The sequence below is a fragment of the Anaerococcus prevotii DSM 20548 genome, from assembly GCF_000024105.1.
GTDB lineage: Bacteria > Bacillota > Clostridia > Tissierellales > Peptoniphilaceae > Anaerococcus > Anaerococcus prevotii.
In genome coordinates this window covers 363,637-377,083 of sequence record NC_013171.1, presented here as the reverse complement: position 1 = coordinate 377,083, position 13,447 = coordinate 363,637, and the positions used below count along the sequence as shown (strand labels likewise).

General features: G+C 38.7%; 11 protein-coding genes. All 11 read right to left on the bottom strand.

Annotated features, from left to right (window positions below; translation table 11 throughout):
• Entirely contained in the window at positions 1 to 768 is a 768-nt protein-coding gene (gene recO, locus APRE_RS01805) for a DNA repair protein RecO (RefSeq protein ID WP_015777297.1), read from the bottom strand.
• Complete coding sequence (gene era / locus APRE_RS01800) at positions 755 to 1,636, bottom strand: GTPase Era (protein ID WP_015777296.1); 882 nt, start codon at positions 1,634 to 1,636, stop codon at positions 755 to 757. Before era ends, recO begins: the two co-directional genes overlap by 14 nt.
• A complete protein-coding gene (cdd, locus tag APRE_RS01795) occupies positions 1,633 to 2,028 on the bottom strand; it encodes a cytidine deaminase (protein ID WP_015777295.1) in 396 nt (131 codons plus the stop codon). Before cdd ends, era begins: the two co-directional genes overlap by 4 nt.
• Positions 2,025 to 3,365: an rRNA maturation RNase YbeY gene (ybeY, locus tag APRE_RS01790; RefSeq protein ID WP_015777294.1), complete on the bottom strand. Its 1,341-nt coding sequence runs from the start codon at positions 3,363 to 3,365 to the stop codon at positions 2,025 to 2,027. The genes cdd and ybeY overlap by 4 nt, the downstream gene beginning before the upstream one ends.
• Positions 3,366 to 3,373: 8 nt before the next feature.
• The gene (locus APRE_RS01785; RefSeq protein WP_041449674.1) at positions 3,374 to 4,330 is read right to left on the bottom strand and encodes a PhoH family protein; all 957 of its coding nucleotides are present in this window, start codon (positions 4,328 to 4,330) and stop codon (positions 3,374 to 3,376) included.
• 467 nt (positions 4,331 to 4,797) lie between these two features.
• Complete coding sequence (locus APRE_RS01780) at positions 4,798 to 5,181, bottom strand: hypothetical protein (protein WP_015777292.1); 384 nt, start codon at positions 5,179 to 5,181, stop codon at positions 4,798 to 4,800.
• Positions 5,174 to 6,118 carry a flotillin-like protein FloA gene (gene floA, locus APRE_RS01775; RefSeq protein ID WP_015777291.1) on the bottom strand — a complete coding sequence of 315 codons (945 nt, stop codon included), beginning with the start codon at positions 6,116 to 6,118 and terminating at the stop codon, positions 5,174 to 5,176. The genes APRE_RS01780 and floA overlap by 8 nt, the downstream gene beginning before the upstream one ends.
• Positions 6,118 to 6,738 (bottom strand): NfeD family protein, encoded by a 621-nt coding sequence (locus APRE_RS01770; protein ID WP_015777290.1) that lies wholly within the window; start codon positions 6,736 to 6,738, stop codon positions 6,118 to 6,120. The genes floA and APRE_RS01770 overlap by 1 nt, the downstream gene beginning before the upstream one ends.
• A gap of 883 nt (positions 6,739 to 7,621) precedes the next feature.
• A complete protein-coding gene (locus APRE_RS01765; protein ID WP_015777289.1) occupies positions 7,622 to 8,155 on the bottom strand; it encodes a hypothetical protein in 534 nt (177 codons plus the stop codon).
• A 20-nt stretch (positions 8,156 to 8,175) separates the two neighbouring features.
• Positions 8,176 to 10,104 (bottom strand): hypothetical protein, encoded by a 1,929-nt coding sequence (locus APRE_RS01760; RefSeq protein WP_015777288.1) that lies wholly within the window; start codon positions 10,102 to 10,104, stop codon positions 8,176 to 8,178.
• 1,116 nt (positions 10,105 to 11,220) lie between these two features.
• Positions 11,221 to 12,489, bottom strand: coding sequence for a coiled-coil domain-containing protein (locus APRE_RS01755; protein WP_015777287.1), 1,269 nt, complete (start codon positions 12,487 to 12,489; stop codon positions 11,221 to 11,223).
• Positions 12,490 to 13,447 lie beyond the last annotated feature (958 nt).

Below are 13,447 nucleotides of genomic sequence, written 5' to 3'. Positions count from 1 at the left end.
CTAATTCCTTTCGCTTAATCTCTTATAGACCCAATCCATAGAAGAAAACTTCTTGATATCAAGGCTAATTAAGCAATAATCTATTATTAATCTCGCTACTTTCTCATAATCAGGGCTAGGGCTGAGCTCACTAAGCTCGTCTGATTTTGTATATAATAACTTCATAAAATACAAGAGATCATCTCTAGTAAGATAAATCACATCGCCCGCATCCTTCTTGTGCTCTTCGCATATAAGGGAGGCTTCTCTGATAGAAAAGTAGCCTGTCGCCTTATCTATAATTCTACCGCAAATCCCGCAAGTAGAAAAGTTAGGCTTAAGACCTGAAAATGATATATATTTGATCAAAAATCCCAAAAATATATTAAGATATCCATAATCAGCGTCTTCTAAGGCCCTAAAGCTTGTATCAAGGAGCTTAAAGACTGTATCCTTCTGGTTTGTATCGATAGTCTTTAGGAGAAAATCGCACATGGCCGACTTGTAGAGGATGATGTCGAAGTTCTTGGCACTTTTCTTGTAGGATTCTACTAAGTAGCCGTCTCTTATGCCGTAAAAGTCTCCCTTCATCTTGTACAAGGATAAGTTTACCTTCATAAATCTTCCTGTCAAAGAAAGAAGGCCGGAGTTTTTTCTGTAAACTCCCCTGGCCATAATGGAAATTCTTCCGACCTTGTCGGTAAATACTTCTATGATTTTGCTAGTCTCCTTATAGCTAAACTCCCTTAAGATAAAGCCTGTCACATCCTTAAGCTCACTTGTAGCCAAAGCGGTCCACCAGCTTTTCTTTCTTTCTCCAGTCCTTTTCTACCTTGACCCACAATTGGAGGTTGACCTTGCTAGATAGGAATTTCTCTATTTCCTTTCTCGCATCCATGCCAATCCTCTTTATCATCTGGCCATTTTTGCCGATAACAATCTCCTTGTGGCTATTTTTCTCCACCACAATTGTAGCCCTTATGTCTATTAGCTTCTTGTTAGATCTTTCCTTAAAGTCGTCAATTCTAACAGCCACCCCGTGAGGGACTTCGTTTGATAGGTTTCTAAGAGCCTTCTCTCTTATGATTTCTCCTACGATAAATCTCTCAGTCTTATCTGTAATCATGTCCCTATCGTAGTAGGCTGGACCAAAGTCAAGCATTTCCTTGATAGTATCTATGAAAACATCAATATTTTCCCCTTCAAGGGCTGATATTTCTATAATCCTATCGAAATCGCAAGCCCTAAAGTTCTCCCTGATATGGGCAATTTTCTCCCTATCAGCGAGGTCGGTCTTGTTAATTAGAAGGATCTTGGGAAGCTTAATTTTTTCCAGCATTTCTAGGATTTCTCCGTCAATCCTTCCAATTTCCTCCGAATCATCTACAACCATGGTGATGATGTCAGATTCCTTGAGACTTTCTTCTGAGAAGGTCAAAAGTCTTTCTTGGAGCTTGTTTCTAGGAGTTTGAATCCCTGGTGTATCAAGAAAGATTATCTGACTTTCCTCATCGTTATATATAATTTGTATCTTATCTCTGGTAGTTTGGGGCTTGTTTGAGATTATAGAAATCTTCTCTCCTATAATCTTTTCCATTAGGGTTGACTTACCAACATTGGCCCTACCTACTACTGAGACGAATCCTGATTTTATCATTGTAAATCCTTTTTGCCAAAACTATGTGGAAGAAGGTCTTCCAAAGTGTAGGTCTTATAATCATCTAGGGAGTTTGCTATTACGATTTTCGTATCATCATCGAAAAACTCCGCCATAAATTGCCTGCAGACTCCGCAAGGATATGTATCTATCAAATCTCCTGTGATAACTATTGTATCAAATTCTCTATAACCCTTGGAGATTGCCGCCGCAAGGGCAGATCTTTCCGCACAGATTGTCGGTGAATAAGAGGCGTTTTCGATATTTACTCCTTCGAAAACTTCTCCTTCCTTAGTTAGAAGGACTGCCGAAACCCTAAAGTGTGAATAAGGAGAGTAAGATTTTTCCTTATTGTCTAGGGCAAGTTCTATTAATTCTTTTATATCTTTCATGAAAATATCCCAAATATTGCAAGGGCCACGCTTATGCCAAGTATGGCTCCCCTAATTATCTCTTTTGTCGAATGGATGTCTGCCTCGTATCTGGATTCTGCAACTATAAGAGCCATAAAGGCCATAAGAATCATCACCATGGGATTGTCCATAAGGAGGATACCAATGGTCGCAAGGCCAAAGGATACGGAAGTATGTCCGCTAACAAAGCCTCCCCTAAAGGCAGTACCATGTCCCTCATAGAAAACTCCCTTAAGGAATATGGTTATGATTATGATAAGAGAAATCGAAATTACCGCCAAATGGCTCGGTCTCCTCGCAATCCTCAAGATTACTGAATCGTAGAAGTTGAGGAACTTATCAAAAAATATCATATAGCCCACAAAAAGTGCATTGAGGGCTGCTATGAAGGTTGCCGCGGCTGATACGTCCTTGGCGGACTTGGCAAGAGATAGCCACCTGCCGTCTGCTGCTATATCGACAGCGTTCTCAAGAGCTGTATTTACAAGCTCTAGGGCTATGACTGATGATATGGCAAAGATGAGAAACATCATCTCAATCCTAGAAATATTGAAAAACAAACTTGCCACAAAGACTATGGCACAAGCTAGGATATGAAATTTCATGTTTTTTTCGTGATTTATGGCAAAGACTAGGCCCTCATAGGCATAATCAAAACCTTTGAGAAACTTCTGCCCGTGGCTGAGGTTCTCCTTGGTATAAATTTTCCCATATTCGGCATTGGCGTATCTTTGCTCAAGCCTAAGCTCTTCCTTGATTTCTTCCTTTAGCTCGTCCCTAAATTCTAGAAACTTTTCATCATTCTTAGCAGCTTCTTCTCTTTCCTTCTCGTAGTCGTTTTTGTCCATATGGTCAAAGTTCTCGTGATCGTCGTTCTTGAAGACTCTAAGATTTCTCATGACTTCCTTCTCACGACGTCTCATCTCCCTTTTCTCGTCTTCTTCCATATGGTCGTATCCTAAAAGATGGAGGGTGGAGTGGCAGGTCAGATACATGATTTCGCGCCTTAGAGAATGGCCGAACTCCATGGCCTGGTCCTTGGCCACATCCAGACATATTACTATATCTCCCAGCATCTTATCAGCGTCTGGTAAGTCTATAGTATCATCTAGGGGGAAGGATAGGACATCTGTTGGCCTATCTACATCTCTAAATTCCCTATTTAGCCTATGAATCTCCTCTCTATCGACAAAGGTGATGGAAACTTCGTAGTCTTCGCCCAATCCCTCAGTCTTTAGGACTTCCTTGACAGTTCTTTCTAGGTCAGCATCCATTTCTATTTTTTCTTCTGTATTGTTTTCAATTAAAAGATGCATATCTCTTCCTATTCTTTCTTGCTATTAGCTTCCTTTTCTTTTCTCTCTGCCATTCTTCTCGCATCTTCCTTATCGTAAGCATCAATTATCCTTTGGACAAGAGGGTGTCTTACTACGTCTATAGAAGAAAATTCCATAAAGGCAATTCCTTCTACATTTCTAAGAATATGCTCTGCCGCCCTTATCCCGCTTTTCTTGCCTCGAGGAAGGTCGACTTGGGTCTTATCTCCTGTGATTATGGCCTTGGAACCAAAGCCAAGTCTTGTAAGAAACATCTTCATCTGCTCGTGGGTCGTATTTTGGGCCTCATCCAAAATCACAAAGGACCTGTCAAGAGTCCTACCTCTCATGTAGGCAAGGGGAGCGACCTCTATAAGACCCTTTTCTACGAGATTTTGATAAGTGTCAAAGCCTAAAATATCAAAAAGCCCATCATAGAGAGGTCTTAGATATGGATCTACCTTATCTTGAAGGTCTCCTGGAAGAAAACCCAGGCTTTCCCCTGCTTCGACAGCCGGACGAGTTAGGATTATCCTATCCACTTCCCCAGCCTTGAAGGCCCTAACTGCCATGGCAACAGCAAGGTAGGTCTTTCCTGTTCCTGCTGGCCCTATACCAAAGACGACATCATTGTTTCTGATCTTTTCAATATAAGACCTTTGTCCCAGGGTCTTTGGCTTAATTGGCTTGCCATCAGCCCTTGTGACTATCACATCTCCCAAAAGCCCCTTGATCACGTCCTTATTTTCTCTTTCGAGCATGTCTGCGTGATACTTGATCTTTTGAAAGTCTAGGGACTCGCCCTTACTTATAAGAGTAAGGAGTTGGTCTAAGAGATCTTTGGTAAGCTTAGTATTAAGCTCCTCTCCCTTAATCTCCAGGTCATTATCCTTAACCTTAATCTTGGTATCAAATCTTTCTTCTATATATTTTCTGTTTTTGTCAAAACTCCCAAACAAGCTAATAACTTGGTCAGGGTTTTCTATTGCTAATAATTCTATGATATCAATCCTCCATTAAGAATATTATACTATTTATTGTTACAAATATGTTGAAATTTAAAAAACTTCTATATAAAATAAAAGTTTATCAAATAAGGTCCCTTCTGAGGAAGGTCCCTAGTTTCTAATTGAATTTACATTGAGCGGAAGTAGCTCCCTTATCTCTAATGATCCTGGCCGCAATGAACAAAGTGAATTGATGGCAGACCTTAATCGAGGATTTTCGAGATAAAGAGCAAGCTCTGCTTGTCTCTGAATCCGAAAACTGACACCGTAGGTGTCATCTCGAGCTTGTCGAGAGATCTTTCTATTTTACATACCGTCGAGCGTAGTCGAGAGATCTCCTTGTATTATCCTAAATCAAGCGACTTGTAAATGATTTATAATAATCTCTCGATATAAGGAAGAAAGCAAGCCCTAGAGCTTGCATCCTACTTTCTCTTAGAGACAGGTTTCCCCAGAATTTCTGAGTAGATCAAGGCCTTTCTAAGAGTCCTTCTTCTGTTTTTATCTTTATTTTCTTCGTAGAGCTTTTCTCTCTTTCTCTTCTCTCTACTTTCTTCTATTCTTCTTTCAGCTGCCGGGTCTCCCTCTTCCTTTGTTATTCTGAAGTCTTCTTTGGGGAGCTTTCCTTGCTTTTGCTTAGTATTATTCGAAACTTTTTTCTTTATCTTTTTATTATCAGATCCAAACATCTCCCCGACTGGCTCATCCATATATTCATTTAAAAGCTCGTTAGTCTTCTTTAGCCAATCGTCGAAGGATGGCTTGCGTTTTTTCCCCTGGTCTTTTTTCTTAGGAAAGATTCTAGACATCTAGATCAGCCCCATCTTCTCCAGAAATAGATTCACGCATCTTTGTGTCGGCATTTACATTTTTGATATTGTAATAGTCCATCACGCCGAGATTTCCCTCTTCGAAGGCCTTGGCTATAGCTGTTGGAATCTTACTTTCTGCCTCAACTACCTTGGCCCTGTTTTCTTGCTCAAGGGCGATAGCTTGGGCACGTCTTTCCTCTGCCTTAGCTTGGGCAATATTCTTATCTGCCTCTGCTTGGTCTCTTTGAAGTTGGGCGCCGACATTTCTTCCGACATCCACATCTGCTATATCAATTGATAAAATCTCGAAGGCAGTTCCGCTATCAAGCCCTTTCATAAGGACTGTTTGGGAAATATTGTCAGGATTTTCTAGAACTTGGGCATGAGAATTAGATGAACCTACTGTAGTTACAATACCTTCTCCAACCCTGGCTATGATAGTCTCTTCACCTGCACCACCTACTAGTCTTTCGATGTTGGCCCTAACAGTAACCTTGGCTATAACCTTAACCTCGATTCCGTTTTTAGCAACAGCGGCGATCACTGGTGTGTTGATTACCTTTGGTGTAACTGAAACTTGGACAGCTTCGAATACATTACGACCTGCAAGGTCAATGGCTGCAGCTTGCTCAAAGGAAAGGTCAATGTTTGCTCTTTCTGCTGCAATTAGCGCATCAACAACTTGGTTGATATTTCCTCCTGCCAAATAGTGACTTTCCAAATCATTGGTAGAAATTTGAATCCCTGCTTGGTGGGACTTAATCATTGCATTTACAATCTTTGATGGAGAAAGTCTCCTAAAACGCATAGCGACAAGGGCTGGCATTGAAATATTTACTCCAGAAAATCTAGCAGTTATCCAAAGTCCAACCGGAACCATGGTGAAAAACACCACCAATAAAACGACAATTATGCCTAAAATTACAAAATTCATCATATCTCCTTTACCACAATGTGGCCATCTTTTACACTAACAACTTCAATCTTAGCTAGGGGCTTTATAAAATCTCCCTGGCTAGTCGCATCGTAATACTTCCCATCGATCTCAATCCTTCCAGTAGGTCTTAGAATGGACTTAGTCCTTCCCCTCTTAGCTAGCAGATGAGAATAATCGACTTTGGAATTGTAACCTCTCTCCCTACTATTTACACTTTTTAATATTTCCTTATCGAAAATATTGGCCCTAAAACCAAGAGTCACATAAACAGTAACACTTAGGATGATAGCAAGAGTTGCAGCTACAAGAAGAATCACTTCTCTGCCATCCATCATAAAGGAATTGTAGAGGGATAGTCCAACTAGGACCAGACCACAGATTCCAATAAGGCCGAAACTTGGAATAAAAATCTCAAGAGCAAGGAGAGTAACCCCCGCCACAAAAGAAATCAAAGGCCAGACTTCAGCGATTGGATGGGTAGAATTAGTAAAATAAAACACCCCCAAAAAGGCCAAAGCACTAATAGCAAAAAAGGCCTTCTTCTCAGTAAACAAAACTGAAATCAAGCTTACAACAGCCAGTACAAAACTTAAGCCAATAACAAGTTCAAACATCATACATTTTCCTTTCTGCTCTTAGTATAATTATCATATAAATTGGGGGAAAAATCAAGAAAAAGGGTGGGGAGATATTTTTTCTAAAATATCTTTTACTAAAAATGTTTTGATATTGGAATATCTGGATATTAGAATATTTCCCTAAGCAGGGTTGGACCCTTCGAACCTCTGGGAGACAACCTCTTGGGGCTTTCCGCATGCCCCATCCGGTTTTCTCCCAGGCCCTCTTTTCCACTCAACCCCGCGGGCGGCCTCGGCAGGGGCCAATAAAAGGAAGAAGTTCGCTCCGCGAATTCCTCTTAAGTATTGGGGTAGGCTTTCATATGGAAAGCCTTATTGAAGGAAGATGTAGGCTTGCATAGGCAAGCCTTTTTTAGTACAAATAAATAATATGATACGCTGTGCGAAAGCAAAGCTTACTCCTCTAATTCCTCATATACGAGTAGCATGTATAATCAGAGTGAGCGTTAAGAAAATTTATCTGTTTGAGCGTAGCGAGCTATAAATTTTTAGCGAACGATGATTAGGAATACCTAGCTACTAAACAAATTAAAACGAAGGGTTCCGCCTACTAAAAAAGATTGGCGTAAGCCAATCATCTAGTTTCGCACTCCGCCTAAGGAGCAGAGGGGGTGAGGGAAAAGGGGGTTTGGGGGAAAGCTGGAGGGGGCCTCTGCCGCCCCCTTAGCGTTCCCCCCAAAGGTTCGAAGGGACACCTTCATATAAAAGTATATTCCTATACCTATATAGATTTATATCAAAAACATTTTTAGTAAAAGATATTTTATAAAAAAATATCTCCTCCACCCCTTTTTAGTAATAGGATATTTAAAAAAAATCTCTAAAAAAGCCCCCTTTGTAAAAGGGAGCCTTTCCTGTATTATTAGTTATTTTTAACTTGATCTAGGATTTCTCTTGATCTTTCTATTACTTCGTTTGATTTGTCGATTAGGGCTTGGATTTCGTCTTCTTTTCCTTCTATTGCTTCTGGAGCTTCTGTTTGAAGGATTTCTAGGGCTCTCATTGTTACTCTTGAATCAAAGATTGCTTGTTCAAGTTCGTCTATTGCTTCTTCTTTTGTTTGAGGGCCTTCTGAGTCTTCCTTATCTTCCTTGGCTTCTTTATCCTCTGCTTTTTCCTTATCAGCAGCTTCTTCTTTGTCTGAAGCTTCCTTATCATCGGCCTTGTCTTCTTTTGAGTCAGCCTTATCAGCCTTGTCGGCATCTTTCTTGTCTTTTTCTTCAGCTTCTTTGTCGTCCGCTTTTTCTTCTGTTTCTTTTGATTCAGCGCTTTCTGTTACTTCTGTTTCGTTTTTGCTGTCATCAGCAGTATTTTTGTTTTCGCTCATGTTGTTGCATGATGCTAGTGATAAAGATAGTAAAAGTCCTGCTAGAACTACTTTGTTTTTAATTTTCATAATATCTCTCCTTTTTATCCTTATTTATTCTTTCTTCTTGTAAATATTAGACCAATTGCTGCAACTATAGCAACTCCTCCAACTACAGGAAGAATCGCATCAACACCAGTTCTAACCTTACCGTTTGATTTCTTGCTTGATGTTACAACCTTCTTGGTTGCCTTTTTCTTAGCATCTTCTTTGGCCTTAGTGCTATCCTTTTCAGGCTTTTCAGGATTTAGTTTAGCGTCAAATTCTTTTTTCAATTCATTAATATCATCAATTGTCTTAGAATTATCTGACTTAATTTCTTCTAATTTTTCCTTGTATTCTTTCTTTAATTTCTTCAAAGAATCTTCGGTTAAGCTGTCTGTTTTAGCTTGGTCGATATACTTTTCTAAAGATTCAATCTCAGCGTTAAACTTAGAATAGTAGTCACTAATATCAGTCTTAGCTTTCTTAACTTTATCAAGATTTGCCTTAGTCTTATCTGCCTTAAGGGCATCGTAAGCTTCGTCATAGGCTTTTTGAAGATCTTTTGTTGCTCTTAGGTATTCATCACTTTTGATAAAATCGTTGTGCTTATCTAATACAGCCTCGATTTCCTTTTCCTCTTCTGTAGAAACTTTTACACTAAGGGCATTTTTTGCTTCTTCCATCTTCGTCTTTCCAGCTTCTAACTCCTCGAGTGTAGTATATTTTTTGTTTTTAAAATCTTCTAGAGCCTCATCATAAGCTTTTTTCTTCTCGTCAGAAGCTTTTTTGTAGATGTCAGAACTTTTTACTTCTTCGTATTCTTTTAATAGCTTTTTATATTTAGATTCAAGTTCTGAGTCTTCCTTTTCTTCAATCACAATTTTATCAGCTGCTTCTTTGTAGACATTTATAAATCCTAGTAAGGCGCTCTCTTCTACATCTGGATCAATCATTTTTTTAGCCAAATCTAATTTAGCTGAATAATAATTTATTAGATTATCATATTCTGTTTTTTCAGCTTCGCTAGCTGCCTTAGCTTCGACTTTCTTATCTAATTCAGCCTTTCTAGATTTAGCTTTCTCATCATCTACATAATCATCAAGCATAACCCTAGCATCTAGACGAAGCTCGCTTAGGTCTTTCTCTATTCCCCTAGTTTCAGTATAGACATCATCTGGATATCCATATTTAGCTTCTTCTGGGCTTAACTTAGCAGGAGCTATATCTACAGAGTTTTCTTTCTTGTAAGCATCTACTGCCTTAGTCAAAGATTTAAGATTTTCTTCGATTTCTTCACTTGTATATTCTTTTGAAGCTAGGATATCATCTGTTTCTTTGATTACTTCCTTAAGCTCTTTAGAATATTCCTTATCAGCTTTTTTAGAAGCAGCCTCAAGTTCTGCTTTTAGTCTTCTAAGCTCCATTCTCTTTGGAAGGTTTTTCACTACAGTATAACCTAAGTCCATAGAAGCTGTTAAAAACTTTCCCTTAAGTTCTTCCTTAAGTTTTTTGATGGAAATCTTTTTACCTTCTTTTAAAGAATCTAATATATTTTTCTCTATTTCAGAATAATTAGACTCATATTTTGCACACTCTGCTTCAGTCGCAAGCTTATATGCTCCAGAATCTTTAACAGCCTTGTCTTGAGCTTCTAGTGCTTCTTTGATAGTAGCTTCGTCAGATTCTTCTGCATCAGCTGGATTAGCAGCTCCTACATTTCCAGGCTCAACCCCAGGTCCTACATTTAGGTTTTCATCACCATCGTCATTAACGTCTCCGTCAGATTCTGTTCCTGGATTATCTTGATTTAGATTTCCTACTTGATCTTTGTCAACTTCTTCTTTTTTGCCTTCATCAGCTCTTTCGCCAGATGGTTCAGCATCTTCAGCATAAGCAAGGTTATTTAATTTTAAATTATAATTTTGGCTAGTCTGTACAGGACCTAGGCCTAGGGCTAGTAAAAGTACAGCTGCCCCTAATTTTCTCTTATTCATCATATCTCCTATTGGTTTTCTATATTATATATAAATTATATAGCTTTCTAAGATAGATGTCAAAAGGTCTTCATAATTATAAGGAGGGCCTTATTAGCCCCATGTGAAAATGAGATATATTTTTCTAAAATATCTAAGAGTAAAAATATTTGATATTGAATATATCTATGTATTAGTATATCTCTTCGAGCAGGGTTGGACCCTTCGAACCTCAGGGAGACAGCTAAGGAATCCGTAAATTATTTAAAATAATTTATATTAAACTTTTTAGAAATAATATATCTGGGTAATTAGAATTTACTTCTTATGAAGGTGTCCCTTCGAACCTCTGGGAGACAACCTCTTGGGGCTTTCCGCATGCCCCATCCGGTTTTCTCCCAGGCCCTCTTTTCCACTCAACCCCGCGGGCGGCCTCGGCAGGGGCCAATAAAAGGAAGAAGTTCGCTCCGCGAATTCCTCTTAAGTATTGGGGTAGGCTTTCATATGGAAAGCCTTATTGAAGAAAGATGTAGGCTTGCATAGGAAAGCCTTTTTTAGTACTAATAAATAAAATATGATACGCTTTGCCAGAGGCAAAGCTTACTCCTCTAATTCCTCATATACGAGTAGCATGTATAATCAGAGTAAGCGTTAAGAAAATTTATCTGTTTGAGCGTAGCGAGTTATAAATTTTTAGCGAATGATGATTAGGAATCCCTAGCTACTAGATAAACTATAACGAAGAGTTCTGCCTACTAAAAAAGATTGGCGTAAGCCAATCATCTAGTTTCGCACTCCGCTAAGGAGCAGAGGGGGTGAGGGGAAAAGGGGTCCTAGGGGAAAGACTGGAGGGGGCCTCTGCCGCCCCCTTAGGCTGTCCCCTAGGGTTCGAAGGGACACCTTCATATAAAAGTATATTTTAATACCAAGTTATACTATTCATAAATATATTCCTGTATCTATATACATTACCATATAAAAGATTTTAGTCTAAGATATTTTAGAAAAAAATATCTCCCCACTTATTTTATGGCAAAATAAAAGACCCTTTGGATAAAGGGTCTTAAATCGTGAGTACCGCGGTTACTAAATTAATACTTTGTCTATAGAGTGCACTCTTCAGTGACTAAAGTATTATTAGTCTCTTTTTTTGCTTGCTGCGTAAGCAACTGAAGCTGCTGCAAGGATTCCAGCTACGCCTGTAACTCCTGCAACGCCTGTTTTAGCGTTAGAAGCTGCTTTTTTAGCTGCTGGTGCTTTTTCTTCTTTTTTATCTTCAGTTTTTTCTTCTTTTTTATCTTCTTTTTTGTCAGCTTCTTTTTTATCTTCTTTTTTATCAGCTTCTTCTTCTTGTTTGTTTATGTTTTCAAGAAGTTCTTTACCTTCTTTATCTACATCTTCAACTTCTTTTGTTAAATCTTTGATTTCTTCTAGGCTAGCTTCTTCAGCGTAAGCTGTTGAGAAAAGAAGGTCAGATACTGCTACTTTTTTGCCAAGAGCTTTACCAAGTTTGTTAACTGCTGCGTTAGCTTTTTCTAGGTAAGCATCGATAGCTACTTTGTTCTTTTCGTAAACTTTTGGAGCTGTAACTTTGATAAGTTCTACTGCTTTTACAGTAACTCTTGCATCATCGTAAGCTTTTTCAGCTTTTGCAAGAACTTCTTCTTTTGATTCTTCTGGTTTAGCTGGTGTGCTTGGTGTAGCTGGAACTGATGGAAGTTCAGATTTAACGCCTGAAAGCATTGTGCGTAGTTCGTTTATTTCTTTAGCATTTGCTTTATCTTTAAGTGTATCTAATTTTCCTTCAATTTCTGTGATTGTTTCTTTAATTTGTTTGTTTAGAGCTTCGATTTGACCATAAGCTGTGTTAACTTTTTCCATTGCTGTGAGATATTGTTGGTTAGCAATTTTGATTAATTCAGCTTGTAATCTTTTGTATTCATCTATTTGCTCTTGTAATTTATCGATTTCAGCTTTAACACCTGCAACTTGTTCTTTTGTTAATTCAGCGTTTCCTGCTGGTTTGTCTCTGTCGCCTTCTTTATCTGATTTTGCTTTCTCGATATTTTCTTCAAGTTGAGCCTTTCTAGCTTCAAGTGCTCCAATTTCTGAAGAATATGCAGCGTTAGCTTCTGCAAGTTTTGCTTTAGCAGCGTTTAGTTCTGCTTCAGCTGCTGCTAATTCAGGTTTTCTATCTTCAAGTTGTTGTCTAAAACGAGCTAGGTCTTCGTTTAGTCCCTTAATTTCGTCAACAGTCTTTTTTACTACTGCATCAGATCCTTCTGAATAAATGTTGTTAACTGCATTGTTAATATCTTCGTCTTTTGTAGCTGCGTATGATGGAGCAACTGCACCAAGTCCTAGGGCTAGTGCAAGAGCACCTGCTGCTAATTTATTTGTTTTCATAATTGTAATTCTCCTTTTGTGTTTAAAAAACTATTAATATAGTACTCACTTTACAATTATAATGATACACCACTTTCTAATATTTGCAACACATTTTCTACAAAAAGTGCAAAATTTTTAAATTTCCTCCACAATTGATAGATATTAGTTACAAATTGGTGTCAGATATATAATTGTTTATTACATTATAACACTTTTCGGACAGAATTAAAGCCCTTTTGAAGATTTTTTCTTTAAAATAATGAAAAATAATAAAAGAGATTGGATTTTGTAAGCTGAGGGCAAAGAAAAACCAGGGTTTTGGCCCTGGTGAGTTTTAAGATAAATTTAGAATTAGGCAAACTAGGCTAGTGAAAACCAAGAGATATCTCGACTCCGCTTTCGCTCCGCTCGATATAAGGGTAGTGTGGAGTCTCGACTTTCCCTTTTTCCTTATACCAACTCTTTCCTTTCCCTTATTACGACCGAAGTGGAGGGATCTATTGAACATCGCAACCACGCCATCTCGAAAAAAGCCCGTCCGGCTAGTGGAGGACAATGTGAGAGATTTTAAGTCTATGATGACCTGTTTATTTTAAGTTTAAGTTATTTACGAGAATAATTATCTACAGATATCCCCAACCATACACGTCCCAAAGTTCTGTAGACCTCTCGTCGCTTCCTTGTGGAAGCTCTGTCGAGGTGGCAACAAGGAATCCCGATTTTCCTCTCATCCTTATCCCGACCGTAGTGGAGGGATCTCTCTTAAGAGATGTCTCCACTACGCTTTGCTCCGCTCGACGGTAGTTTTCGGATTCAGGACAAGCAAACAGCTTGCCCTTTATCTTATTAACTTTGAACGATATTCATCGTTCTTCTAGCCTTTGTTAATATTAACAAAGGCTACTACACTATTTTGCTTTGCAAAACAGTGGCCCATGACGAGGGCTTCCTCGATTAAGGTCTGCCATCAATTCAC